General features: G+C 74.0%; 21 protein-coding genes and 2 pseudogenes. 14 read left to right on the top strand and 9 right to left on the bottom strand.

What is annotated here, in order from left to right:
* Positions 1 to 5: 5 nt before the first annotated feature.
* Positions 6 to 827, bottom strand: coding sequence for a formate dehydrogenase accessory sulfurtransferase FdhD (gene fdhD, locus ACFXAM_RS13705; RefSeq protein ID WP_380290665.1), 822 nt, complete (start codon positions 825 to 827; stop codon positions 6 to 8).
* Positions 828 to 1,008: 181 nt separating this feature from the next.
* Here fdhD and hutH point away from each other — a divergent pair, with 181 nt between their 5' ends.
* Entirely contained in the window at positions 1,009 to 2,586 is a 1,578-nt protein-coding gene (gene hutH / locus ACFXAM_RS13700; protein WP_380290709.1) for a histidine ammonia-lyase, read from the top strand.
* 52 nt (positions 2,587 to 2,638) lie between these two features.
* Here the strand turns inward: hutH and ACFXAM_RS13695 are convergent, their stop codons facing one another.
* Positions 2,639 to 3,082: a hypothetical protein gene (locus ACFXAM_RS13695; RefSeq protein WP_380290663.1), complete on the bottom strand. Its 444-nt coding sequence runs from the start codon at positions 3,080 to 3,082 to the stop codon at positions 2,639 to 2,641.
* Between the two features lie 219 nt (positions 3,083 to 3,301).
* Between ACFXAM_RS13695 and ACFXAM_RS13690 the strand changes: the two genes are divergently transcribed.
* Complete coding sequence (locus ACFXAM_RS13690; protein WP_380290661.1) at positions 3,302 to 4,171, top strand: MurR/RpiR family transcriptional regulator; 870 nt, start codon at positions 3,302 to 3,304, stop codon at positions 4,169 to 4,171.
* Between the two features lie 20 nt (positions 4,172 to 4,191).
* Here ACFXAM_RS13690 and ACFXAM_RS13685 read toward each other — a convergent pair whose 3' ends face one another.
* Positions 4,192 to 4,671: an SRPBCC family protein gene (locus ACFXAM_RS13685; RefSeq protein WP_380290659.1), complete on the bottom strand. Its 480-nt coding sequence runs from the start codon at positions 4,669 to 4,671 to the stop codon at positions 4,192 to 4,194.
* Between the two features lie 105 nt (positions 4,672 to 4,776).
* Here ACFXAM_RS13685 and ACFXAM_RS13680 point away from each other — a divergent pair, with 105 nt between their 5' ends.
* Positions 4,777 to 5,133: a hypothetical protein gene (locus tag ACFXAM_RS13680; protein WP_380290657.1), complete on the top strand. Its 357-nt coding sequence runs from the start codon at positions 4,777 to 4,779 to the stop codon at positions 5,131 to 5,133.
* Positions 5,134 to 5,203: 70 nt separating this feature from the next.
* Here the strand turns inward: ACFXAM_RS13680 and ACFXAM_RS13675 are convergent, their stop codons facing one another.
* Positions 5,204 to 7,111, bottom strand: coding sequence for a ricin-type beta-trefoil lectin domain protein (locus ACFXAM_RS13675; RefSeq protein ID WP_380290655.1), 1,908 nt, complete (start codon positions 7,109 to 7,111; stop codon positions 5,204 to 5,206).
* A 197-nt stretch (positions 7,112 to 7,308) separates the two neighbouring features.
* Between ACFXAM_RS13675 and hutU the strand changes: the two genes are divergently transcribed.
* The 4 genes from hutU to hutI are packed head-to-tail and all read left to right on the top strand — an operon-like array spanning position 7,309 to position 12,762.
* A complete protein-coding gene (hutU, locus tag ACFXAM_RS13670; protein WP_380290707.1) occupies positions 7,309 to 8,982 on the top strand; it encodes a urocanate hydratase in 1,674 nt (557 codons plus the stop codon).
* Positions 8,983 to 8,999: 17 nt separating this feature from the next.
* Positions 9,000 to 10,184 (top strand): allantoate amidohydrolase, encoded by a 1,185-nt coding sequence (locus ACFXAM_RS13665; protein ID WP_380290705.1) that lies wholly within the window; start codon positions 9,000 to 9,002, stop codon positions 10,182 to 10,184.
* Positions 10,175 to 11,551 carry a formimidoylglutamate deiminase gene (locus ACFXAM_RS13660; RefSeq protein ID WP_380290653.1) on the top strand — a complete coding sequence of 459 codons (1,377 nt, stop codon included), beginning with the start codon at positions 10,175 to 10,177 and terminating at the stop codon, positions 11,549 to 11,551. Before ACFXAM_RS13665 ends, ACFXAM_RS13660 begins: the two co-directional genes overlap by 10 nt.
* A gap of 41 nt (positions 11,552 to 11,592) precedes the next feature.
* The gene (hutI, locus tag ACFXAM_RS13655; protein ID WP_380290703.1) at positions 11,593 to 12,762 is read left to right on the top strand and encodes an imidazolonepropionase; all 1,170 of its coding nucleotides are present in this window, start codon (positions 11,593 to 11,595) and stop codon (positions 12,760 to 12,762) included.
* A 52-nt stretch (positions 12,763 to 12,814) separates the two neighbouring features.
* On the opposite strand, the gene ACFXAM_RS13650 is transcribed toward hutI, so the two are convergent.
* On the bottom strand, positions 12,815 to 14,908 hold the full coding sequence (locus ACFXAM_RS13650; protein ID WP_380290652.1) for a prolyl oligopeptidase family serine peptidase: 2,094 nt from the start codon (positions 14,906 to 14,908) through the stop codon (positions 12,815 to 12,817).
* Between the two features lie 110 nt (positions 14,909 to 15,018).
* The gene (locus ACFXAM_RS13645; protein WP_380290650.1) at positions 15,019 to 16,527 is read right to left on the bottom strand and encodes a peptide MFS transporter; all 1,509 of its coding nucleotides are present in this window, start codon (positions 16,525 to 16,527) and stop codon (positions 15,019 to 15,021) included.
* Positions 16,528 to 16,856: 329 nt separating this feature from the next.
* On the opposite strand from ACFXAM_RS13645, the gene ACFXAM_RS13640 reads away from it, so the two are divergent.
* Both ACFXAM_RS13640 and ACFXAM_RS13635 read left to right on the top strand, forming a co-directional pair.
* Complete coding sequence (locus ACFXAM_RS13640; RefSeq protein ID WP_030300686.1) at positions 16,857 to 17,531, top strand: response regulator transcription factor; 675 nt, start codon at positions 16,857 to 16,859, stop codon at positions 17,529 to 17,531.
* A 39-nt stretch (positions 17,532 to 17,570) separates the two neighbouring features.
* On the top strand, positions 17,571 to 18,818 hold the full coding sequence (locus ACFXAM_RS13635; RefSeq protein WP_380290648.1) for an ATP-binding protein: 1,248 nt from the start codon (positions 17,571 to 17,573) through the stop codon (positions 18,816 to 18,818).
* An 18-nt stretch (positions 18,819 to 18,836) separates the two neighbouring features.
* Here ACFXAM_RS13635 and ACFXAM_RS13630 read toward each other — a convergent pair.
* Positions 18,837 to 19,130 (bottom strand): annotated as a pseudogene (locus ACFXAM_RS13630) (ester cyclase); the annotation flags it as partial.
* A 129-nt stretch (positions 19,131 to 19,259) separates the two neighbouring features.
* Positions 19,260 to 19,826, bottom strand: coding sequence for a GtrA family protein (locus tag ACFXAM_RS13625; RefSeq protein WP_380290646.1), 567 nt, complete (start codon positions 19,824 to 19,826; stop codon positions 19,260 to 19,262).
* Between the two features lie 316 nt (positions 19,827 to 20,142).
* On the opposite strand from ACFXAM_RS13625, the gene ACFXAM_RS13620 reads away from it, so the two are divergent.
* The 4 genes from ACFXAM_RS13620 (at position 20,143) to ACFXAM_RS13605 (ending at position 23,538) form a co-directional block, all read left to right on the top strand.
* Positions 20,143 to 21,234 carry a 5-(carboxyamino)imidazole ribonucleotide synthase gene (locus ACFXAM_RS13620; RefSeq protein WP_380290644.1) on the top strand — a complete coding sequence of 364 codons (1,092 nt, stop codon included), beginning with the start codon at positions 20,143 to 20,145 and terminating at the stop codon, positions 21,232 to 21,234.
* On the top strand, positions 21,231 to 21,785 hold the full coding sequence (purE, locus tag ACFXAM_RS13615; RefSeq protein WP_380290643.1) for a 5-(carboxyamino)imidazole ribonucleotide mutase: 555 nt from the start codon (positions 21,231 to 21,233) through the stop codon (positions 21,783 to 21,785). Before ACFXAM_RS13620 ends, purE begins: the two co-directional genes overlap by 4 nt.
* A gap of 23 nt (positions 21,786 to 21,808) precedes the next feature.
* The gene (locus tag ACFXAM_RS13610; RefSeq protein ID WP_380290642.1) at positions 21,809 to 23,029 is read left to right on the top strand and encodes a dipeptidase; all 1,221 of its coding nucleotides are present in this window, start codon (positions 21,809 to 21,811) and stop codon (positions 23,027 to 23,029) included.
* Positions 23,030 to 23,118: 89 nt separating this feature from the next.
* Positions 23,119 to 23,538 carry a CoA-binding protein gene (locus ACFXAM_RS13605; protein WP_380290641.1) on the top strand — a complete coding sequence of 140 codons (420 nt, stop codon included), beginning with the start codon at positions 23,119 to 23,121 and terminating at the stop codon, positions 23,536 to 23,538.
* 72 nt (positions 23,539 to 23,610) lie between these two features.
* On the opposite strand, the gene ACFXAM_RS13600 is transcribed toward ACFXAM_RS13605, so the two are convergent.
* Positions 23,611 to 24,948, bottom strand: a complete 1,338-nt coding sequence (locus ACFXAM_RS13600) for a UDP-glucose dehydrogenase family protein (RefSeq protein WP_380290639.1) — start codon at positions 24,946 to 24,948, stop codon at positions 23,611 to 23,613.
* Positions 24,949 to 25,245: 297 nt separating this feature from the next.
* Here ACFXAM_RS13600 and ACFXAM_RS13595 point away from each other — a divergent pair.
* Positions 25,246 to 25,363, top strand: a pseudogene (locus ACFXAM_RS13595) (acyl-CoA dehydrogenase); the annotation flags it as partial.

Raw genomic sequence — 25,363 nt, 5'->3', positions numbered from 1 at the left:
GCCGCTCAGGCGATCCGGTCGGGGCGGGTGTAGACGTTGGCGCCCTCGCCGCGCAGGAAGCCGACCAGGGTCAGGCCCAGTTCCTTGGCGAGGTCCACGGCGAGCGAGGACGGCGCCGAGACCGCGGCCAGCAGCGGGACGCCGGCCAGTGCCGCCTTCTGGGTCAGCTCGAACGAGGCCCGGCCGCTGACCAGCAGCACGTGCCCGGTCAGCGGCAGCCGGCCCTCGCGCAGCGCCCAGCCGACCACCTTGTCCACCGCGTTGTGCCGCCCGACGTCCTCGCGGGCGCAGAGCAGCTCGCCGCTGCGGCCGTCGAACAGGCCGGCGGCGTGCAGGCCGCCGGTCGAGTCGAAGGTCCGCTGGGCGGCGCGCAGCCGGTCCGGCAGCCCGTACAGCAGCGCGGGCGGGACGGTCAGCGGGTCGTCGCCGACCGGGTGGTGCACCTGGGTGCGCACCGCGTCCACGGTGTCGCGCCCGCACAGGCCGCAGGCGCTGGTGGTGAGCAGGTTGCGGTGCGCGGAGAGCGGCAGGGGCCGGGCGCCGCGCGGCGTCGCGTCGACCACGTTGTAGGTGTTGGCGCCGTTCTCGTCGGTGCCGGCGCAGTAGCGCAGCGCCGCGAGGTCCTCGCCGGTGCGGACGATCCCCTCGCCGACCAGGAACCCGGCCACCAGGTCGAAGTCCTGGCCGGGGGTGCGCATGGTGACGGTGAGCGGTTCGCCGCCGAGCCGGATCTCCAGCGGCTCCTCGGCGGCCAGCGCGTCCGGCCGGGTGGTGCGCCCGTCCCCGCGCAGCCGGAGCACCCGCCGCCGTGCCGTCGCCCGCGTCATCGCCTGGTCCGCCTCTCCGCCCGCCGCGCCCGGCCCCGCGCCGTCCGCCTCTCCCCACAGCGTGCGTCACCGGGCGGGATATTCGAAAATCCTGCTGACCGGCCGGTGCGGTGGTCGACTGTCAACCGCACCAAGATGGTTGTCATATCTTCATTCACCTGCTGAGATGATGCATATGGATATGCACAGTGCTGCGGCCCCCCACGCGCCGCTCGTCCAGGTCGGCAAGGCCGACGTCAGCGCCGAGGACGTGCTGGCCGTCGCCCGGGGGAACGCCCGGGTCGAGATCGGGCCCGACGCGCTCGCCGAGATGGCGGCCTCACGGGCCCGGATCGACGCCCTGGCCGCCGAACCGCGCCCCGTCTACGGCGTCTCCACCGGCTTCGGCGCCCTCGCCGTGCGGCACATCAGCCCCGAGCTGCGCGCCCAGCTGCAGCGCTCGCTGGTGCGCTCGCACGCCGCCGGGATGGGCCCGGTGGTCGAACGCGAGGTCGTCCGCGCGCTGATGTTCCTGCGCATGAAGACCCTCGCCAGCGGCCGCACCGGCGTGCGCCCGCTGGTCGCCGGGACGATGGCCGCGATCCTCAACGCCGGCATCACCCCGGTGGTCCGCGAGTTCGGCTCGCTCGGCTGCTCCGGCGACCTCGCGCCGCTCTCGCACTGCGCGCTCGTCCTCATGGGCGAGGGCGTGGCGACCGGCCCCGACGGCGTCGAGAAGCCCGCCGGCGAACTGCTCGCCGCCGCCGGCATCGAGCCCGTCGAACTGCTGGAGAAGGAGGGCCTCGCCCTCATCAACGGCACCGACGGCATGCTCGGCATGCTCGTCATGGCCATCGCCGACCTGCGGCGCCTGTTCACCACCGCCGACATCACCGCCGCGATGACCCTGGAGGCGCTGCTCGGCACCGACAAGGTGCTCGCGCCCGAGCTGCATGCCCCGATCCGCCCGCACCCCGGCCAGGCGCTGTCCGCCGCCAACATGCTGGCCGTGCTCCGGGGCTCCGGCCTCACCGGCCACCACCAGGACGACGCCCCGCGCGTCCAGGACGCCTACTCGGTCCGCTGCGCCCCGCAGGTGGCCGGCGCGGGCCGCGACACCCTCGCGCACGCCGAGCTGGTCGCCTCCCGCGAGCTGGCCGCCTCGGTCGACAACCCGGTGGTGCTGCCGGACGGCCGGGTCGAGTCCAACGGCAACTTCCACGGCGCCCCGGTCGCCTACGTGCTGGACTTCCTCGCCATCGCCGCCGCCGACCTCGGCTCGATCTCCGAGCGCCGCACCGACCGGCTGCTCGACAAGGCCCGCTCGCACGGCCTGCCGGCCTTCCTGGCCGACGACCCGGGCGTGGACTCCGGTCTGATGATCGCCCAGTACACCCAGGCGGCCCTGGTCAGCGAGAACAAGCGGCTCGCCGTGCCGGCCTCGGTCGACTCCATCCCCTCCTCGGCCATGCAGGAGGACCACGTCTCGATGGGCTGGTCGGCGGCCCGCAAGCTGCGCCAGGCGGTGGACAACCTCGGGCGCATCCTCGCCGTCGAACTCACCGCCGCCGCGCGGGCCCTGGAGATCCGCCGGCAGGCCGGCGCCAGTGGCGAACCGGCCCCGGCCACCGCCGCCGCGATGGCCGCCGCCCGCGCCGCCGGGGTGGGCGGCGCCGGGCGCGACCGCTTCCTGTCGCCGGACCTGGAGGCCGCCGCCGCGCTGGTCGCCTCCGGCGAGCTGGTGCGGGCGGTCGAGCAGGTCACCGGGCCGCTGGCCTGACGACCGGACGGACCGCGCGCAGCGGGTGGGACGGGTGACGAGGGATCAGCGCCTAGTCCCACTCGCTCTTCGGGGCGTCCGCGTGGCGCCGCTGCTCGACGCGCTCGGCCAGTGCGGCGGAGACGTTGACGCCGACGATGCCGCCCCAGCAGACCAGCAGGCCCCAGAACCCGCCGGAACCACCGGCGATGCCGGACAGCGGGATGCCCAGCGCCAGGGAGACGATCGGCAGCCGGATCGCCGAACGGCCGGAACGGTGCGGACCGTGCCCGTACCCCGACCGGCCGTAGGGCCGGCCGGCCCCGGTCGGGTGGCCGTACCCGTCGGCCGGACCGAGCCGCTCGGCGACCCGGCGCTCCACCCGGGCGTCGAGCCTGGCGTCGAGCCGGGAGAGGAAGGAGTCGACGAGCTCCGACTCGTACTCCTTGCCGAGCTCCTTGCGGGCCTGCAGCGTGGCGTCCAGATCGCGCCGCAGGTCGTCCTGACGAGTGTCCATGGACACCAGCCTGCGCCCGCCGGGCCGGGCCGGTCCACCCGTTCGCCGGGATTCAGGGCGGACTCAGGGGGATTTCAGGGTCACCCCGAGACCGGCCGCGGCCCGTGCTGGTCCGCATTCCGGGCGTCTCGCCCGGCGTTCCGTCGTACGAGACGTCTTTGCCAGCGGCCGCCCGCTGCTGCACAGTCATCCGAACAGCTCGCATCCGGAGGTACCGCCATGACCGCCACCGACGAAGCCGGCCCGGTCGGTCCCTCCGCCCGGCTGCTCCAGCTCTTCGAGGGCCACCGGCTCACCCCCACCCAGCGGCGGATCGCCCACTCGCTGGTGCGGCACGCCACCGAGGCGCCGTTCCTCTCCAGCGTCGAGGTCGCCGAACTCGCGGGCGTCAGCCAGCCCTCGGTGACCCGTTTCGCGGTGGCCCTCGGCTACGACGGCTATCCGGCGCTGCGCAAGCAGCTGCGCGAACTCGGCGCCGGCGAGGCCGCCGCCCCGGAGACGCCGGCCGACGCCGTCCGCAACGAGCACCAGCAGGCCGTGCTCGCCGAGATCGAGCACCTGCGCCACCTCGCCGAACTGCTCGCCGACCCCGAGCCCATCACCCGCGCCGCCCGGCTGCTCGCCGCCTCCCGCCCGCTGCCCGTCCTCGGCCTGCGGGCCGCCTCCGCGCAGGCGCGCGGCTTCGCGTACTTCGCCGCCAAGGTGCATCCGGACATCCGGCTGCTCGACGAGGGCGGCAGCATGCTCGCCGACCGCCTCGAACAGGCCGCCGCGGCGGGCGCGGGCGTACTGCTCTGCTTCGCGCTGCCGCGCTACCCGCGTGAGCTGATGGACGCCCTGGCGGTGGCCCGCGAGTGCGGACTGACCGTCATCACGGTGGCCGACAGCGTCTTCGCGCCGGTCGCCAAGCTCTCCGACCTGATGCTGCCGGCCGCCGTCGGCACCGGACTGGTCTTCGACACGGCCTGCGCGCCGATGATGCTCGGCCGGGTGCTGCTGCAGACCATGTGCGACGAACTCCCCGGTGCCGAGGCGCGGTTGGAGGCCATCGAGCACTCGGCGGCGTCCCGCGGGCTGTTCCTCGACTAGGGAGCGTCCCGGGCCGGCCGTCAGGCGGTGAGCGACTGCCGGATCCGCGCCAGGGTCGCCCGCATGCCGGCCCGGTTGGCCGCCGCCCGGCGCTGCGCGGGGACCCCGGTGAACACCTTGCCGAGCAGTTCGGCGAACGGCGCCCCCCGCCCGGTGCGCAGGTCCTGCCAGTACTCGGTGAGGGTGGTGCCGCCGTCCCCGTCGGGTTCGAACCGGTAGCCCCAGCGGGCGACCGGCAGCCCGAGCGCGTCCACCCGGAAGGCGAACTCGCGCCCGGGCTCGGCCGTCGTCACCCGGCACGTGGTGAACCAGACGAACGGGCCGCGGCGGTTGAAGCCGACGAACCGGTCGCCGGCCCGCAGCGGGCCCCGGCGGGCCCACACCGCCCGGCACTCCGGACTCCACTCGCCCATCCGCCGCACCTCGCTGACGGCGCGGTAGACCACCGCCGGATCCGCCGCCACGGCGACGCTCTCCTCGACACCCCACTCGCGGTCCATGCCGTTCCTCCCCTCGAACGGCGCCCCGTGCGCCGCCCCGGCGACCGTACCCGCAGGTTGGCGATCCGCCCAGGGCGGGCACAACTCCAGTCAGGGGGTGCCGCCATGCGCGTGATCCACGAGATGAAGTTCGTCGGCCGGCTCGCCTCCGGAGCCGACGAATGGTCCTGCCCGACCTGCGGACGCCGCGTCACCCTGCGCCGTCTGCCCGATCCCGAACTCACCGTCCTCGACCCGGGCGACGAGACCGTCGTCCACGTCGGCGTGATCGAACCCGACGCCCGCGCCGCCGCGGCCGCCGACCAGTACGGCCTCGGCCCCGTCCAGGAGATCCCCCGAACGTCCCGGGCGTCCCGGCCGTCCCGCGGCTCCGGCACTCCGGCCGGCGCCGTCCCCGACGCCGCCGACCGCCGCTGGCTCGCCGAGATCGGCATCGACTGGGACGACGACGCCGCCGCGTGAGGAAGCGCACGCGGCAGGGCCCCGCCGCGGACTGCGGCGGGGCCCTGCCGGTTGCGGCCCGGACGGCGGCTCAGACGAGGGCGCCGTCGCCGGACGGGATGGCGAAGCGCTGGTTGGCGCCGCCGTTGCAGTCCCACAGGACGAACCGGTTGCCGTTGGTGGTGTCGCCCCAGGGCAGGTCCAGGCAGCGGCCGGACTGCGGGTTGAACAGCGAGCCGTCGGCCCGCGGCAGCCAGACCTGGTTGCCGCCGCCGTTGCAGCTCCAGAACGTGGTCGCGGTGCCGTTGGCGGTGCCGCTCCCGTAGGCGTCGAGGCAGAGGTTGCCCCACCGGACGGTCCCGTCGGCGCGGTGGCTGCTGAGCCCCTGGCCGGCGGACTGCCAGCAGGTCTCGACCTGGGCCGGGGTGCCGTCCTGGCGGCCGCCGCCCGCGGCGGTCAGGCACTTGTACCGGTCGAGCCCGAGCGAGTACGTGCCGCTCACCCCCTCGGGGATCGCGGCGGCCCGGCGGAGCAGGGCGACGTCACTGAGCTCGCCCTTGAAGAGGCTCCTCGGCTCGCCCTGGTACTGGTACTGCCCGAGCTGGAAGGCGCCGGTGGCCCGGAAGGAGTCGCCGGGGAGGTGGTGGCCGGTGGCGATCACCTGGTTGTCGACCTGCAGCGAGAGCAGCCCGGTGCGGGCGTTGTAGGCGACCGCCAGCTGGCTCCAGGCGCCCGGGGTGTAGGCGCCCCGCCCGGGCCGGTAGACCGAGGCCTCGTCGTAGGACCAGGTCTCGTCGTCCTGCCGGCCGAGCGCGGCGTGCCAGCGCCCGTCGCCCGGGTCGGCCCAGAGCATGAAGGCGCTCGACCGGGCGCCCTCCTGGCTCACCACGACGCCGCCCTCGGCGGTGGGCCTGGCCCAGGCGGTGACGGTGAAGCTCTCGCGGGTGTCGATCAGCGGCCGGTCGGAGGAGAGCGATCCGGTGCCGTCCAGCGTGGCGACCGTCGCGGGGCCGGTGACGGTCTGCCCCCACGGGGCGGGCAGCGTGGTGTGGCTCTCCGCCCAGCCGACGCCGGGGCCGGCCGTCAGCGGGGCGGTGCCGGCGGTGTCGGGGCCGAGGTCGTCACGGCCGAGCTGCCACTGGTGCTCCGGCAGCGCGAGGTCGCCGACCACCCCCGGGCCGGGGTAGACGAAGGTCGGGATGGTCGCCTCGGCCGAGTAGTTGCCCGCCTGGTCCACGGCGCGCAGCCGCAGGGTGGCCGGGCCGGGCCTGGGGGTGGAGAGGTTCTCGCGCAGGCCGGGGCCGCCGCAGCCGGTCCTGGTCCACGGGTCCGTCTCGGCGGTGCGGTAGTCGAGGCAGGCGAAGCCGGAGACCGGGAAGCGGTCCCTGGGGTTGTTGTCGACGACCTGGTAGCTGAACTGGTTCGTGCCGAAGGCGTGCGGCACGACGTCCAGCGTCGGGCCCGCGATCCACGGGTTGGCGCGGTCCACGCGGAAGTGGCAGTCGGGGGTGGCGGCGGAGCGGTTGCCCAGGGAGTCCGTGCCGACCACGTTCCAGGCGTAGCTGTGGCCCTCCTCCAGCTTGCTGCGGTCCAGGGCGAACCCGGCCTGCGCGCCGGGGGCGAGCCCGTCCACCCGGCCGGTGAGCACCTCGGTGTACGGCGCCGCGGTGTCGCGGACGTGGAACTCGGCGCCGAGCGCGGGGGAGGAGCCGCCCAGCGTGGCGGTGAGGTCGGTGGCGCCGCCGGGCAGCCAGCCCCAGAGCCGGACGTCGTCGGTGCCGCAGCCCTCGCTGCGGACGTCGGGGTACACGGTTCCCGGCGAGACCGGACCGACGCGGGTGCCGGTGGGCGTCTCCACCGGGGCGGGTTCGGCGGCCCGGGCGAGCGGTGCCCCGGCGAGCAGGCCCGCGGCCAGGGCGAGGACGCTGCCGCGGGCGGCCGTCCGGCGGATCCGCTGGCTTCGCGGCGCTCTGGCCGGGCGCGGCGGAATCGAGGTCATGACGTTCCCCCCAAGGATCGACCGTACGGGAGGATCCCGTTGGTTCGTACACAGCATGACGGTGCGTCGTGGGGCCGTCAACCACTTTCCGGCCGATGCGGCGCGACCCCTGGCCGGGGGCTGGATGTTTGGATATATTCAGCCGAGTCGAGCCTGAATGATTTCATCCGCAAGGAGGCCGGGACATGGTGCAGCAGGTGAGCGGGCCGCGTGAGGTGCGGGCGGCGCGGGGGACGGGGCTGACGGCGCAGGGGTGGCAGCAGGAGGCGGCCCTGCGGATGCTGATGAACAACCTCGACCCCGAGGTGGCCGAGCACCCGTCGAAGCTGGTCGTCTACGGCGGCACCGGCAAGGCGGCGCGCGACTGGCGCTCCTTCGACGCCATGGTGCGCACGCTGCGGGGGCTGAAGCAGGACGAGACCATGCTGGTGCAGTCCGGCCGCCCGGTCGGCGTCATGCAGACCCACGAGTGGGCGCCGCGCGTGCTGATCGCCAACTCCAACCTGGTCGGCGACTGGGCCAACTGGGAGGAGTTCCGCAGGCTGGAGCACCTCGGGCTCACCATGTACGGGCAGATGACCGCCGGCTCCTGGATCTACATCGGCACCCAGGGCATCCTCCAGGGCACCTACGAGACCTTCGCCGCCGTCGCCAACAAGCGCTTCGGCGGCAGCCTGGAGGGCACCGTCACCCTCACCGCCGGCCTCGGCGGCATGGGCGGCGCCCAGCCGCTGGCCGTCACCATGAACGGCGGCGTGGCGATCTGCGTCGACTGCGACCCGTCGCGCATCGCCCGCCGGATCGAGCACCGCTACCTGGACGTCGAGGCCAAGGACCTCTCCCACGCGCTGGAGCTCGCCGCCGCCGCCCGCGACAAGCGGCAGCCGCTCTCCATCGGCCTGCTGGGCAACGCCGCCGAGGTGTTCCCGCAGCTGCTCGCGATGGACGCGCCGATCGACATCGTGACCGACCAGACCAGCGCCCACGACCCGCTGAGCTACCTGCCGCTCGGCGTCGACTTCGACGACATGGCCGCCTACGCCGCCGAGAAGCCGGCCGAGTTCACCCAGCGCTCGCGCGAGTCGATGGCCCGGCACGTCGAGGCGATGGTCGGCTTCCAGGACCGCGGCGCCGAGGTGTTCGACTACGGCAACTCGATCCGCGGCGAGGCCCGGCTGGCCGGCTACGACCGCGCCTTCGCCTTCCCCGGCTTCGTCCCGGCCTACATCCGCCCGCTGTTCTGCGAGGGCAAGGGCCCGTTCCGCTGGGCCGCCCTGTCCGGCGACCCGAAGGACATCCACCGGACCGACAAGGCCGTGCTCGACCTCTTCCCGGAGAACGAGTCGCTGCATCGCTGGATCACCATGGCCCAGGAGAAGGTGCACTTCCAGGGCCTGCCCGCACGCATCTGCTGGCTCGGCTACGGCGAGCGCGACAAGGCCGGCGAGCGGTTCAACGACATGGTGGCGAGCGGCGAGCTGTCCGCGCCGGTCGTCATCGGCCGCGACCACCTGGACTGCGGCTCGGTCGCCTCCCCCTACCGGGAGACCGAGGCGATGCTGGACGGCTCCGACGCGATCGCCGACTGGCCGCTGCTGAACGCCATGGTCAACGTCGCCTCCGGCGCCTCCTGGGTCTCCATCCACCACGGCGGCGGCGTCGGCATCGGCCGCTCGATCCACGCCGGGCAGGTCACCGTCGCCGACGGCACCGCGCTGGCCGGCGAGAAGATCCGCCGGGTGCTCACCAACGACCCCGGCATGGGCGTCATCCGGCACGTCGACGCCGGCTACGACCGGGCCGCCGAGGTGGCGGACGAGCGCGGCGTGCGCGTCCCGATGGCCGAGCAGAGCCCGACGGGTGAGCTGTGACGTCGTCCTTCGAGGAGATGTGGGCGGAGCTGCTCCCCGTGGGCCGCTCCGCCGCGTCCGGCGGCTACCGCCGGTTCGCCTGGAACACCGCCGACGCCGAGTGCCGCGCCTGGTTCGAGCAGCAGGCCCGCGACCGCGGCCTCGGCTACGAGCTGGACCGCAACGGCAACCAGTGGGCGTGGCTGGGTGATCCGGCCGCCGGCGACGCCGTCGTCACCGGCTCGCACCTCGACTCCGTCCCCGACGGCGGCGCCTTCGACGGCCCGCTCGGAGTGGTGTCCTCCTTCGCGGCGCTCGACGAACTGCGCGCCCGCGGCGCGCGGTTCACCCGGCCGCTGGCGATCGTCAACTTCGGCGACGAGGAGGGCGCCCGGTTCGGCGTGGCCTGCATCGGCTCCCGGCTCACCACCGGGGTGCTGAGCCGGGAGGCCGCCCACGAGCTGCGCGACGCCGACGGCGTGCGGCTGCCCGACGCGATGGAGCGGGCCGGCCAGGACCCGACGGCGATCGGCGCCGACGGCGAACGGCTGGCCCGGATCGGCGCCTTCGTCGAACTCCACGTCGAGCAGGGCCGCCACCTCGCCGAGCACCAGCCGGTCGGCGTCGCCTCGGCGATCTGGCCGCACGGCCGCTGGCGGTTCGACTTCCACGGCGAGGCCAACCACGCCGGCACCACCCGCGTGGAGGACCGCCGCGACCCGATGCTGACCTACGCCACCACCGTGCTCGCCGCCCGCAAGAAGGCGCGGCTCGCGGGCGCGCTGGCCACCTTCGGCAAGGTCGCGGTCGAGCCCAACGGCACCAACGCGATCGCCTCCCTGGTCCGCGGCTGGCTGGACTCCCGGGCGGCCGACGAGGCCACCCTCACCGCGCTGGTCGGGGAGATCGAACGGGCCGCGGCCGAGCGCGGCGAGCGCGACGGCGTGCGGGTCGCGCTGACCCGCGAGTCGTACACCCCGGTGGTGGACTTCGACGGCCCGCTGCGCGACCGGCTGGCCGCCGTGCTGGGCGGCGCCCCCGTGCTGCCCACCGGCGCGGGACACGACGCCGGGATCCTGGCATCCGCCGTGCCGACCGCCATGCTGTTCGTACGGAACCCGAGCGGTGTCTCGCACTCCCCGGCGGAACACGCCGAGACGGCCGACTGCCTGGCCGGCGTCACCGCCCTCGCCGACGTTCTGGAGGACCTGGCGTGTCAGTAGGCCGTGCCGGAGGCGCGCACACGACCACCTTCTGGGCGCAGTACGCCTGGCTGCCGCACGTCAACGGGCCGGTGGTCGAGCAGGACGTCCTGATCAGCACCGGCCCCGGCGGCAAGATCGCCAGGGTGCAGCCGGACAGCGGGCCCTGCCCGCCCGGCGCCGTCCGGCTGGAGGGCCTGCTGCTGCCGGGCCAGGCCAACGCGCATTCGCACGCCTTCCACCGGGCGCTGCGCGGTCACGTCCAGGTCGGCTCCGGCACCTTCTGGACCTGGCGCGACACCATGTACCGGTTCGCCGGCGCGCTCGACCCGGACCGCTACCTGGCGCTCGCCACCGCCGTCTACGCGGAGATGGCGCTCGCCGGGATCACCGCCGTCGGCGAGTTCCACTACCTGCACCACGCGCCCGGCGGCGTCCGCTACGACGACCCCAACGCGATGGGCGAGGCGCTGATCGAGGCCGCCGCCCGGGCCGGCATCCGGATCACCCTGCTCGACACCTGCTACCTGTCCTCCGGCTTCGGCGCCGAGCCGACCAGGCCGCAGCTCCGGTTCGGTGACGGCGACGCCGACGCCTGGGCCGAGCGGGCCGGGGCGCTGCGCGCACGCGAACACGCCCGGATCGGCGCGGCCGTCCACTCGGTGCGCGCCGTGCCCGCCGAGCAGCTGGGCACCGTCGCCCACTGGGCGGCGGTGCGCCGGGCGCCGCTGCACGTCCACCTGTCCGAGCAGACCGCCGAGAACGACGCCTGCCTCGCCGCGCACGGCGTCACCCCGACCCGGCTGCTCGCCGACCGCGGCGTGCTCGGCCCGCGCACCTCGGCCGTGCACGCCACCCACCTCACCGAGGAGGACGTCAAGCTGCTCACCGACTCCTCCACCACCGTCTGCATGTGCCCCACCACCGAGCGGGACCTCGCCGACGGCATCGGCCCGGCCCGGCAGCTGGCCTCCGGCGGCTGCCCGGTCACCCTCGGCAGTGACAGCCACGCCGTCATCGACCCGTTCGAGGAGGCCCGGGCGCTGGAGCTGGACGAGCGGCTGCGCACCCGCACCCGCGGCCACTGGACGGCGAACGCGCTGCTGCGGGCCGGCACCGAGGACGGGCACGCCTCGCTCGGCTGGCCCGAGGCCGGGCGGATCGAGGCCGGCGCGCTGGCCGACTTCACCGTGATCGCGCTGGACTCGGTGCGCACCGCCGGCCCGCCGCCGCGGCTCGGCGCGGAGACCGCGGTGTTCGCGGCCTCGGCGGCGGACGTGCGGCACGTGGTGGTCGGCGGGCGGCAGGTCGTGCGCGACGGCGTGCACCAGCTGCTGCCGGACGTCCCGGGTGCGCTGCAGTCCTCGATCGACGCCCTGAGCTGCTGAGCCGTCGTACTCCCGAAAGGCATGACGTGACCTCCCCGAGCATTCCGAGCACACTGATCACCGGCATCGGCACGCTGGTCACCAACGACCCCTCGCACGGGACCGGGCCGCTCGGCCTGCTCACCGACGCGGCGGTGGTGATCGACGGCGACACCGTCGCCTGGGTCGGCCCGGCCGCCGGGGCGCCGGCCGCCGACGAGCGCTTCGACGCGGCGGGCCGCGCCCTGCTGCCCGGCTTCGTCGACTCGCACGCCCACCTGGTGTTCGCGGGCGACCGCACCGCCGAGTTCAACGCCCGGATGTCCGGGCAGTCCTACTCGGCGGGCGGCATCCGCACCACCGTGGCCGCCACCCGGGCCGCCGCCGACGCCGAGCTGGACGCCAACCTGGCCCGGCTGGTGCGCGAGGCGCTGCGCCAGGGCACCACCCTGGTCGAGTGCAAGTCCGGCTACGGGCTCACCGTCGAGGACGAGGCCCGGGCACTGCGGATCGCCTCCTCGTACACGCCGGAGACCACCTACCTGGGCGCGCACGTGGTGGCCCCCGAGTTCGCGGACGACCCGGCCGGCTACGTCGGGCTGGTCACCGGCCCGATGCTGGACGCCTGCGCACCGTACGCCCGCTGGGTGGACGTGTTCTGCGAGAAGGGCGCCTTCGACGGTGACCAGGCGCGGGCGATCCTCACCGCCGGGATCGAGCGCGGGCTGACGCCCCGGGTGCACGCCAACCAGCTGACCCACGGCCCGGGCGTGCAACTGGCCGTCGAGCTGGGAGCGGCGTCGGCCGACCACTGCACCCATCTGACCGACGAGGACGTGGCCGCGCTGGCCGGCTCCTCGACGGTGGCGACGCTGCTGCCGGGCGCCGAGTTCTCCACCCGGGCGGTCTACCCGGACGCCCGCCGGCTGCTGGACGCGGGGGCGGTGGTGGCGCTGTCCACCGACTGCAACCCGGGCTCCAGCTTCACGAGTTCGATGGCGTTCTGCATCGCGGTGGCGGTGCGCGAGATGGGCATGACGCCCGACGAGGCGCTCTGGGCGGCGACGGCGGGCGGCGCGCGGGCCCTCCGGCGCACGGACGTCGGCACCGTGACGGCGGGCGCCCGGGCGGACCTGCACCTGCTGGACGCGCCCTCGCACGTGCACCTGGCGTACCGGCCGGGCGTGCCGCTGACGGCGGCGGTCTGGCGGGCGGGCGTGCGCGAGGTCTGAGCGGGTGCGGCGGCGGGGCCGGGGCGGCTGCTCCCCGGCCCCGCCGTCGTGCTCAGCCGAGGTCCAGCGAGCGCCGCAGGAAGTCGAGCTGGTGGTGGAGCAGGTGCTCGGCCACCGCCTCGTCGCTCGGCGAGTGGCCGGCGGCGAGCGGCAGGAACTCGTGCGGGCGCCCGGCGGCGAGCAGCGCGGCGGACAGCCGCAGGCTGTGGGCGGGCAGCACGTTGTCGTCGGCGAGGCCCTGGATCAGCAGCAGCGGCCGCCGCAGGCCGGGGGCGTCGGGCAGCAGCGAGGCGGCGTCGTAGCGCTCGGGGTGCTCGTCCGGGTGGCCGAGGAACCGCTCCTTCCAGTGGGTGTCGTAGAGCCGGTGGTCGGTCGGGGCGGCCCCGGCGACGGCGGCGTGGAAGACGTCGGGGCGGCGCAGCACGGCGAGGGCGGCGAGGAAGCCGCCGTAGGACCAGCCGCGGATGGCGACCCTGTCGAGGTCGAGCAGCCCGGGGCGCAGCGCGGCGGTCGTGTGCAGCGCCTCGATCTGGTCCTCCAGGGCGGGGCCGGCGACATCCGCGTGGACGCTCTTGTCCCAGCGCGGGCCGCGGCCGGGGGTGCCGCGGCCGTCGACGGCGAGCACGGCGAAGCCCTGCTCGGCGAACCACCGGGAGGTGAGGTCCCACCAGTGCGGGGCGGCGGTGACCTTCTGCAGGGCGGGCCCGCCGTAGGGGTCGAGCAGGACGGGCAGCGGGCCGTCCCCCTCACGGCGGGCGGTGGGCAGGAAGAGCGTGGCGCGCAGGTCGCGGGGCCCGAGCCGGAGCAGTTCGGGGCGGGCGGCGAGGACGGGCGTCTCGGCGTGGGAGACCAGGGTGCGGGCGGCGGGCAGGCCGTCGCGGTGCACGGTGGTGCGGCCGGTGGGCGCGCCGGGCGTGCGTGCGGTGTGGACGAGCGTGCCGCCGCGCCGCACGCCGGTGTGCACGCCGGGCTCCTCGCTCAGCCGCACGGCGCCCGTGGCCTGGTCCCACGACCACAGATGGGTCTCGGTCGGCTCGTCGGAGGCGGTGAAGAGCACCCGTTCGCCGTCGGTCCCGAGCACGGAGCGCACCTGGAGGCCGGCCGGGGTGACGGGCCTGCCGTCGACGGTGAGGTGGCGGGTGTCGCCCTCGTCGGCGGTGTCGACGAGGGCGCCGGCGGCGGTGCGGGCGGGCAGGCCGGGGACCAGTTCGACCCAGTGCTCGTCGCGGCGCTCGGCGAGGACGCGGGTGGCGCCGTCGGCGGGGTCCACGGCGAGGGTGAGCAGGGTGCGCTGGTCGCGGCTCTGGACGGCGGCGTACGGGCCGTGTGCGTCCCAGCCGGCGGCGGTGAGGTACTCGTACCCGGCCCGGTCCCAGCGGACCTCGGTGCGCCGGCCGTCGAGGCCGAGCAGCCAGAGGGTGACCTCGGCGTTGGCGGTGCCCGCCAGGGGGTAGCGGACGACCCGGGGCGGCCGGGCGGGGTCGGCCGGGTCGGCCAGCCGGAGGCGGGCGACCGGGCGCTCGTCGACGCGGGCGACGAGCAGGGCGGCGCCGTCGGGGGACCACCAGTGGGCGCGGGTGCGGCCCATCTCCTCGGCGGCGACGTGCTCGGCGACGCCGTAGCCGACGTCCTCGGCCTCGGGTTCGGCGAGCGCGCGGTCCCCGCCGCCGTCGGCGCCGACGACGCGCAGGGCGCCGCCGCCGACGTAGGCGATCCACCGGCCGGCGGGGTCGGGGCGCGGGTCGTGGACCTCGGTGGCGGTGGGGACGCGGCGGACCTCGCCGGTGGCGGTGCCGGCGAGCCAGAGGTCCCCGCCGAGGGCGAAGGCGGCGAGCCGGCCGGCGGCGTCGGTGGCGTACGCGGTGATGCCCCGGGCGTGGACGCGGGCGCGTTCGCGGCGGATCCGTTCGGCCTCGGGCAGGTCCGTGTCGGGGACGTCCGCGCCGAGGGCGGCCGGGTCGGCGAGCAGCCGCTCCTCGCCGCTGCCGGTGTCGAGGACCCAGAGGCAGGTGACGGGGTCGTCGCCCGCCCGGCTGCGCAGGAAGAGCACGGTGCGCCCGTCGGCGCCGACGGTGGGCAGGGCGGGGGCGCCGAGGGTGAGGCGCCGGGTGCGGGCGAGCTGACGGGGGAGCGAGTCGGTCGGCATGGGGCACCATAGGCACAGCCCACGGCCCCGGGTCGAGGGGGCGGAACGCGACCGGGGCCGCCGCGGATCTCAGGAATCCGCGACGGCCCCGGGGCCGGTCCGGGCGGGTGTCAGTGCACGTCGCCCATCAGCCGCACGACCTTGCGGCGGTACAGGTAGAGGGCCACGCCGGCGATGATCGCCATGCTGCCCTGGACCGCGAAGTACCAGGTGGAGCCGACCACGTCGTCGCCGAGGACCAGCTGGAAGATGGCCGCGACGCAGTCGCCCGCGGTGACGGCGAGGAACCAGACGCCCATCATCTGGCTGGCGTACTTGGTCGGGGCCAGCTTGGTGGTGACGGACAGGCCGACGGGGGAGAGGGTCAGCTCGCCGACGGTCTGGATCAGGTAGACCATGGCCAGCCAGAGCGGCGTGACCTTGGTGCCGCCGGAGGCGGCGGCCATGGCCAGCATCATGACCATGAACGAGGCGCCGATCATCAGCAGGCCGAAGGAGAACTTCGCCGTGGTGCTGGGGTTCTTGGAGCGGCGGGAGAGCGCCACCCAGATCCAGGCGAAGACCGGGGCCAGGGCCATGATGTACAGCGGGTTGAGCGACTGGAACCAGCTGGACGGGAAGTCGATGCCGAACAGCGTGGACGCGGTGTTGTCCTGGGCGAAGATGTTCAGCGTCGAGCCGGACTGGTCGTAGATCATCCAGAACACGGCGGCGGCGACGAAGAACCAGATGTAGCCGCTCATCCGGGACTGCTCGGTCTCGTCGAGCTCCTTGTCGCGCTTCACCTTGGTGAAGACGAAGACCGGGATGGCCAGACCGGCGATGGACAGCGGCCAGATCGCCCAGTTGATGGTGAAGTGGCCGGTCAGCGCGACGATCGCGTAGAAGACCACGGCGGCGGCGAGCCAGAGGCCGGCCTTCTTGAGGATGGCGCTCTTCTCGGCGGCCGGGATCGGCGAGGTGACCACGTCGCTCTTGGCGCTCAGGTGGCGGCTGCCGAGCAGGAACTGGGTGAGGCCCAGGGCCATGCCGACGCCGGCGAGGGCGAAGCCCAGGTGCCAGTCGACGTTCTGGCCGATGGTGCCGATGACCAGCGGGGCGGCGAAGGCACCGAGGTTGATGCCCATGTAGAAGATCGTGAAGCCGCCGTCCCGGCGCGGGTCGTTGGGCCCGTCGTAGAGGTGGCCGACCATCGTGGAGATGTTCGCCTTGAGCAGGCCGGAGCCGATCGCGATGAACGCGAGGCCGCCGAAGAACGACACGCCGACCGGCAGGGCCAGCAGGAAGTGGCCGATCATGATGATCGAGCCGCCGAGGGCGACGGTCTTCCGGGCGCCGAGGAAGCGGTCGGCGATCCAGCCGCCCGGGAGTGCCAGCAGGTAGACCATCGCGGTGTACACGCTGTACACCGCGGAGGCGGTGGCGAGCTTCATGCCGAGGCCGCCGTCGGTGACGGAGGCGGTCATGTAGAGCACCAGCAGGGCACGCATGCCGTAGTAGCTGAAGCGCTCCCACATCTCGCTCATGAAGAGCGTGGCGAGTCCCCGGGGGTGCCCGAGGAAGGTCTTGCCGCCGGGAGAGGCCGACTGTACGTCGGCCTCCATGGTCGTAGACGCCATGAGTAGTGGTTCCTTGCCTGACAGCGTCCGTCAAAGGGGGTGGCGACGGACGTGGACAGAACCACTCTACGTGGCGACATTTGGCGGTATCGGCTGACAAAAGAGGCCAATTAGGTATGGCGATGGTAAAGACAGCCACAGATTCAGTTCGTTGATCCATGGTAGGGCAGGCCAAATTCCTTCAGATGCAAGATCAAAACGAAAGATCTTCACCGAACGGGCGACCCGGGCGTGTCGGTTGGGGCGCGATTGCACTCCGTATAACGATCACGCAGTGTGAACTACCTCACGGCACCAATGGGCATACCCGGGCCGACTACCATCACCACATGACCTGTGTGCTGCTCGCCGAGGACGACCCGGCGATCTCCGAACCGCTCGCCCGGGCACTGCGCCGCGAGGGATACGAGGTGCTCGTCCGCGAGGACGGGCCGTCCGCACTGGCCGCCGGGCTCGGCGAGGAGGTCGACCTCGTCGTCCTCGACCTGGGCCTGCCCGAGATGGACGGGCTGGAGGTCTGCCGCCGGCTGCGCGCGGACGGCCGCAGCTGCCCCGTCCTGGTCCTCACCGCCCGCGCCGACGAGGTCGACACGGTCGTCGGCCTGGACGCCGGCGCCGACGACTACGTCACCAAGCCCTTCCGCCTCGCCGAACTGCTCGCCCGGGTCCGGGCCCTGCTGCGGCGCGGCAACGTCGACCAGCTCACCACCGGCGCGCACGGCGTCAAGATCGACATCGAGTCGCACCGCGCCTGGCTCGGCGAGGAGGAGCTCACCCTCTCCGCCAAGGAGTTCGAGCTGCTGCGGGTGCTGGTCCGCGACGCCGGCCGGGTGGTCACCCGCGAGGAGATCATGCGGCAGGTCTGGGACACCACCTGGTGGACCTCCACCAAGACCCTGGACATGCACATCTCCTGGCTGCGCAAGAAGCTCGGCGACGACGCCGCCAACCCCCGCTACATCGCCACCGTCCGCGGGGTCGGCTTCCGGTTCGAGAAGAATTAGGCCCCTCCGGGGGCAGGTACCACCACGGGGAGCGGCAGCGTGAAACGCCGGATGATCAACTCGCTGCTGTGCGTCGTCCTCGTGGTGGTCGTGGTGTTCTGCGTCCCGCTCGCGCTGGTCGAGAAGCGCACCATCGTCAACAGCGCCCAGGACCGGGTGGACGCCGCCGCCGTCCGGGTGCTCGCCCTGGTCGAGAACCGGCTCGCCGCCAAGGAGCCGGTCACCGGCGACAAGTTCGTCAACCAGGTCTCCGAGGGCCAGTACGTCGAGGTCGACATCCCCGGCCAGGGCATCGTCTCCAGCGGTCACCGGCCCGACAGCAACCACCTGCTCAGGGCCGTCGAGCGCGGCGCCAGCGGTGAGACGGTCACCGTCGAGCAGTCCCGCGAGGCGGTCGACCACGAGATCGCCAACATGCTCCTGCTGCTCGGCGTCGTCGCGCTGCTCGCCGTGCAGGCCGCCGTCGCCCTCGCCGTCTGGCAGGCCAAACGGCTCGCCCGCCCGCTCACCGACCTCGCCGAGACCGCCGAGCGGCTCGGCTCCGGCGACCCGCGCCCGCGCGACCGCCGCTACGGCGTGCCCGAGCTCGACCGGGTCGCCGAGGTGCTCGACACCAGCGCCGAGCGGATCGCCCGGATGCTCACCGCCGAACGCCGGCTCGCCGCCGACGCCTCGCACCAGCTGCGCACCCCGCTCACCGCGCTCTCCATGCGGCTGGAGGAGATCACCGCGCTCGCCGAGGATCCGGAGACCGTCAAGGAGGAGGCGACCATCGCCCTCCAGCAGGTCGAACGGCTCACCGACGTCGTCCAGCGGCTGCTCACCACCCAGCGCGACCCGCGCAGCCCCACCGCCGTCGCCTTCGACCTCGACGACGTGGTGAAGCAGCAGGTCGAGGAGTGGGGGCCGTCGCTGCGCGGCACCGGCCGGGTGCTCCAGGTCGAGGGCCTGCGGGGGGTCACCGCCGTCGGCACCCCCGGCACGGTCGCCCAGGTGCTGGCCACCCTGATCGAGAACTCGCTGATGCACGGAGCCGGCACGATCACCCTGCGGGTGCGGCCCTCCGGGACGTCGGTGGTCGTCGAGGTGCAGGACGAGGGCCCCGGCGTGCCGGCCGAGCTGGGCAACCGGGTCTTCGAGCGCGCGGTCAGCGGCCGCAACTCGACCGGCATCGGCCTCGCCGTCGCCCGCGACCTCGCCGAGGCGGACGGCGGACGGCTGGAGCTGCTCTCGCTGCGGCCGGCGGTGTTCGCGCTCTTCCTCGGCCGCAGCCAGCGCGAGGGGTGAGCCCGCGGGGCGGCGTCAGAGCTCGGTGTCCCGGACCACGTCCAGGTCGGTGAAGGTGGGCGGAGCGTCGCAGAGCGCGACCAGCTCGCGGTAGACCCGGTCGGTCTCCGGCAGGCCGGAGTTGCGCATCGCGTCCTCGTAGGACGCGAACTCGACGATCTCCACCACGTGCCGCGGGTCGGAGCGGTCGGTGGCGACCATCGCGTGGTCGACGGTGCGCCGGCCCTCGGTCTGGTCCGCCCAGCGGTCCAGCAGGCCGTTGAGCTCTTCGAGGTGGTCGGTCCGGCATTCGATGATCTGGACGAAGGTCATGGCGAGCCTCCTGGGTTCCCCCGCGGCCTCGATCGTTCGCCGGCCGTGCTCGCCCTCCGTCACCACTGTCCTCCCGGGACGGCCGCGGCGGCAACCGGGGCGGACGGGGGACGGGCGGGGCGCCGGGTGCTACTCGGCCTTGGCGAGCCGGATCTGCTCGGCGGCCAGCATCAGCTCGGCCTGCGCAACCACCCCGGTGTCCGGGGCGGCCTGGGCGGCGCGCGCCTCGGCGAGCTGCTCCTCGGTCGGCTCGGGGACGGCCGTGAACACCCAGGTCCGGTACGAGATGAAGCGGAACACCGTGCCGAGCCCCAGCCCGAGGACCTTCGCGGCCAGCTGCTGGAAGTGCGAGGAGAGCCCCAGCACGTACACCGAGAAGCCCAGCACACCGGTCTCGATCAGCATGCCGGCGCCGCTGAACACCAGGAACAGCGTGATCTCCCGCTTGCGCGAGGCGGCGTCGCGGTCCCGGTACAGCCAGTAGCGGTAGCCCAGGTAGTTGGTGGCGATCGCGACCAGGGTGGCGGCGATGTTGGAGCGCAGCGAGGCCAGGTGCAGCCCGTTGAGGCAGACCCAGAAGACGGCGAAGTTCACCACGACACCGCTGAGGCCGACCAGGCCGAACTTCACCGCCTCGCCCGACAGGCCGCGCAGCTTCTGCGCCAGCGAGGGTTCCGACGCCGTGGTCGTCGCCATACCGGGCTGCCTCCGTGTGCCTGTGTGCCTGCGGACGGAAGGGTGTCGACGGCCTGGGCGCTGTCAACCCCTTGAGCCCTGCGTGCACGCACATGATCGGATCGCGCATATCAGGACCTGGCCGACCAGGCTACCCGGTTCCACCGATCGGCTCAGCCCCTCCTGCACGTCCGGCCGGGCCCGTCCCCTGGGACGCGGCTGGGCGGGGAGCGGTTCCACGGCCTCCGACCGGCCCGGATATCCTGGCGGGGTGACTTCCCCGGGCAACGCGAATTTTCCAGTGGTGGGCATGATCGGCGGCGGGCAGCTTGCCCGCATGGCACACCAGGCGGGCATCCCGCTCGGGATCCGGTTCAAGCTCCTCGCCGACACTCCCCAGGACTCGGCGGCGCAGGTCGTCTCCGACGTCGTCCTCGGCGACTACCGCGACCTCGACACCCTGCGGCGCTTCGCCGAGGGCTGTGACGTGATCACCTTCGACCACGAGCACGTGCCGACCGAGCACCTGCGGGCCCTGCAGGCCGACGGCATCGCCGTCCGGCCCGGCCCGGAGGCGCTGGTCAACGCCCAGGACAAGGGCGTGATGCGGGCCAGGCTCGACTCCATCGGCGTCCCCTGCCCCCGGCACCGGCTGGTCGCCGACCCGGCGGACGTGACCGCCTTCGCCGGCGAGGGCGTCGGCTACCCGGTGGTGCTGAAGACCGTCCGCGGCGGCTACGACGGCAAGGGCGTCTGGGTGGTCGGCGACGAGACGGAGGCCGCGGCCCCGTTCCTGGCCGGCGTCCCGGTGCTCGCCGAGGAGAAGGTCGACTTCGTCCGCGAGCTGGCCGCCAACGTGGTGCGCTCGCCCAGCGGCCAGGCCGTCGCCTACCCGGTGGTGGAGAGCGTCCAGGAGAACGGCGTCTGCGCCGAGGTGACCGCCCCCGCCCCGGACCTCGACCCGGCGCTGTCCGACGAGGCCCAGCAGCTGGCCCTGCGGATCGCCGGCGAGCTGGACATCACCGGCCACCTCGCCGTCGAGCTGTTCCAGACCCGGGACGGCCGGATCCTGGTCAACGAGCTGGCCATGCGGCCGCACAACTCGGGGCACTGGAGCCAGGACGGCGCCGTCACCTCGCAGTTCGAGAACCACCTGCGGGCCGTCCTCGACCTGCCGCTCGGCGACCCCCGGCCGCGCGCCAGGTGGACCGTCATGGTCAACGTCCTGGGCGGCGACTACCCGGACATGTACCGCGCCTTCCTGCACTGCATGGCCCGCGACCCCGGTCTGCGGATCCACATGTACGGCAAGGACGTGAAGCCCGGCCGCAAGGTCGGTCACGTCAACGTCTTCGGGGACGACCTCGACGACGTCCGCGAGCGCGCCCGCCACGCGGCCGCCTACCTGCGAGGAACGATCACCGAATGACCTCCCACCCCTCGTCGAGCGCCGAGGCGCGCGGCCCGCTGGTCGGCATCGTCATGGGCTCGGACTCCGACTGGCCCGTGATGGAGGCCGCCGCCCAGGCCCTCGACGAGTTCGAGATCCCCTACGAGGTCGACGTCGTCTCCGCGCACCGGATGCCGCGCGAGATGGTCGCCTACGGCGAGAACGCCCACGGGCGCGGCCTGAAGGCGATCATCGCCGGCGCCGGCGGCGCCGCCCACCTGCCGGGCATGCTCGCCTCGGTCACCCCGCTGCCGGTGATCGGCGTCCCGGTGCCGCTGCGCTACCTGGACGGCATGGACAGCCTGCTGTCGATCGTGCAGATGCCGGCCGGCGTGCCGGTGGCCACCGTCTCGGTGGCGGGCGCGCGCAACGCGGGCCTGCTGGCGGTCCGGATGCTGGCCGCCTTCGACCCGGAGCTGACCGAGCGGATGACCGACTTCCAGGCCGAGCTGAACGGCCAGGCCACCGAGAAGGGCAAGAAGCTTCGGGCCAAGGTGGCGGGTTCCTCCTCCTTCGGCTTTGGAAAGTAGTCATATCGGATAGAACAGCTCGTATGACCTCTGAGCTGTTGGACTCCACCCCCGCTCTGCTGGAGCGCGCCAAGGCCGTCCTCCGCGCCACCCCCGTGGTGGACGGCCACAACGACCTCCCCTGGGCGATGCGCGAGCAGGCCGGCTACGACCTCGACGCGCTCGACCTGTCCGCCGACCAGAGCGACCGCCTGCACACCGACCTCGCCCGCCTCGCCGCGGGCGGGGTCGGCGCGCAGTTCTGGTCCGTCTACGTGCCCAGCCGGCTCGCCGGGGACCACGCCGTCAGCGCCACCCTCGAACAGATCGACTTCGTCCACGCCCTGGTCGACCGCTTCCCCGACCGGCTGCGCCTCGCGCTCACCGCCGACGACCTGGAGGCCGCCCGCGCCGAGGGCCGGGTCGCCTCCCTGATCGGCGCCGAGGGCGGCCACTCCATCGACTGCTCGCTCGCCACCCTGCGCGCCCTGTACGCGCTCGGCGTCCGGTACCTGACGCTCACCCACAACGACAACACCCCCTGGGCCGACTCCGCCACCGACGAGCCGGTCGCGAACGGCCTCACCGCCTTCGGCGAGGAGGTCGTCCGGGAGATGAACCGGCTCGGCATGCTGGTCGACCTCTCGCACGTCTCCGCCGACACCATGCGCGACGCCCTGCGGGTCAGCGAGGCGCCCGTGCTCTTCTCGCACTCCTCCTCGCGCGCCGTCTGTCCCCACCCGCGCAACATCCCGGACGACGTCCTCGCCCAGCTCCCCGGCAACGGCGGCGTGGCGATGGCCACCTTCGTGCCCAAGTTCATCCTGCCCGCCGCCATCGAGTGGACCGCCGCCGCGGACGAGAACATGCGCGCCCACGGCTTCGACCCGCTCGCCACCACCCCCGCCGGGATGGCCTGCCAGCGCGCCTTCGAGCGGACCAGGCCCCGCCCGGTCGCCACCGTGGCCACCGTCGCCGACCACCTCGACCACATGCGGGAGGTCGCCGGCATCGACCACATCGGCATCGGCGGCGACTACGACGGCACCGCCTTCCTCCCGGACGGCCTCGACGACGTCGCCGGCTACCCCAACCTGATCGCCGAACTGCTGGGCCGCGGCTGGTCCGAGACCGACCTCGGGAAGCTCACCTGGCACAACGCCGTCCGGGTGCTGCGCGACGCCGAGGCCGCCGCCGCCCGGCTGCGCGCCGAGGGCCGCGCCCCGTCCCTCGCCACCCTCGGTCTGCACGGCCTGGACGGCTGAGCGGCGGGAATGACCGGACCCGCGGCCGCGCTGGGGCCGGAGGGAAGGCGCCGGCGGCCGCGGGTGCCCCGGACACGAGGAGGCAGTGCATGGAAGGCGACCAGGACACGGTCCGCAGGATCCTGACCGAGCTGGGCGACACCTGGGCCGTCGTGGGCCTGTCGTCCAACCGGCGGCGCGCGGCCTACGGCGTGGCCGAGGTGCTGCAGCGCTTCGGCAAGCGGATCGTGCCCGTGCACCCCAAGGCGGAGACGGTCCACGGCGAGCAGGGGTACGCCTCCCTGGCGGACATCCCCTTCGAGGTCGACGTGGTCGACGTCTTCGTCCGCTCCGACCTGGCCGGCGAGGTCGCCGACGAGGCGGCCGCGATCGGCGCCGAGGCGGTCTGGTTCCAGCTCGGCGTGATCGACGAGGCCGCCTACGAGCGGACCAGGGCCGCCGGTCTGGAGATGGTGATGGACCGCTGCCCCGCCATCGAGATCCCCCGTCTCGGCCCGGTCCGGGGCTGAGACGGGCCGTACGGCACCCCGGCCGGGTCCTGCCCCGGCCGGGTCCTGCCCGGTCCCCGGACGGCGGACGGCTCAGCTCGGGCGGCCGAGGGCGCGGTAGGTCCAGCCGGCGGCGCGCCAGGCGTCGGCGTTGAGGACGTTGCGGCCGTCGAGGAGGCGGCGCTCGGCGACCACGGCGCCCAGGACGGCCGGGTCGAGCTCGCGGAACTCCTGCCACTCGGTGAGGTGCAGGACCACATGGGCGCCCTCGACGGCCTCCAGGGCGGAGGAGGCGTAGGCGAGGCTCGGGAACATCTTGCGCGCGTTGTCCACCGCCTTGGGGTCGTAGACGGTGACCTGCGCGCCCTGGAGCTGGATCTGGGCGGCGACGTTGAGCGCGGGGGAGTCCCGGATGTCGTCCGAGTTGGGCTTGAACGCGGCGCCGAGGACGGCGACCCGCCGGCCCAGGAAGCCGCCGTCGCACTGCTCGCGGGCCAGCTCGACCATCCGCGAGCGGCGGCGCATGTTGATCGAGTCGACCTCGCGCAGGAAGGTCAGCGCCTGGTCGGCGCCCAGCTCGCCGGCCCGGGCCATGAACGCCCGGATGTCCTTGGGCAGGCAACCGCCGCCGAAGCCCAGGCCGGAGTTGAGGAACTTGCCGCCGATCCGCTCGTCCAGCGCGAGCGCCGCGCTCAGCTGGGTGACGTCGGCGCCGGCCGCCTCGCAGACCTCCGCCATCGCGTTGATGAAGGAGATCTTGGTGGCCAGGAAGGAGTTGGCGGCGGTCTTCACCAGCTCGGCGGTCGCGTAGTCGGTGACCAGGAACGGCACCCCGGCGGCGATCGGCTCGGCGTACACCTCGCGCAGCAGCCGCTCGGCGCGCTCGCTGCGGGCGCCGACCACGATCCGGTCCGGGCGCAGGGTGTCCTGGACGGCGAAGCCCTCGCGCAGGAACTCCGGGTTCCAGGCGAGCTCCGCCCCCTCGCCGACCGGGGCCAGCGCGGCCAGCCGCTCCGCCAGCCGGCCCGCCGAGCCGACCGGCACGGTGGACTTGCCGACGACCAGGACCGGGCGGGTCAGGTGCGGGGCCAGCGCGTCGATCGCGGCGTCCACGTACGACATGTCCGCGGCGAACTCACCCTTGCGCTGCGGGGTGTTGACGCAGACGAAGTGCACGTCGCCGAACTCGGCGGCCTCCTGGGCGGAGGTGGTGAACCGCAGCCGTCCGGTCGAACCCTCGTGCCCCGCCACGTGCTTGAGCAGCAGCTCGGACAGGCCCGGCTCGTACATCGGGACCTGGCCGGCGGTCAGGGTGGCGATCTTCTCCGGGTCGATGTCCAGCCCCAGCACCTCGAAGCCGAACTCCGCCATGGCGGCGGCGTGGGTGGCGCCGAGATAGCCGGTGCCGATCACGGAGATGCGGAGGGTCACGGTTTCCCCTTCGGGCGGGCGACGAGCAGCACGGCTCCGGTCGGCAGCCGCGCCCACCGATGCTATCCGGCCGCCGGGGGAGACCCGGACCCTCCTGCACGCCCCGGCCCCGGCCGCTGATCACGGAGCCCCGCGCGGACCCGCGGACGCCCCGGGGAACGGCGGTGACACTCCCGGCGCGGACGTCGACCGACCTAGGCAGCCGCAGGTCGGAGGCCTAGGATCTACTGAACGGTCATTAACCGGTTCCACGGCGGAACGACTCTCCGAAAACGACTCTCCGAAGAGGCGGGCATCATGGCGGGCAGCGCAGGGGCGGCGGACTTCGATCTCTTCCGGGTCTCCGAGGAGCACGGGATGCTCCGGGAGGCGGTGCGGTCGCTGGCGGAGGCGAAGATCGCTCCGTTCGCGGCGG

The organism is Kitasatospora sp. NPDC059462 (assembly GCF_042749955.1).
Lineage (GTDB): Bacteria > Actinomycetota > Actinomycetes > Streptomycetales > Streptomycetaceae > Kitasatospora.
This window is presented reverse-complemented; position numbering and strand designations above follow the sequence as displayed.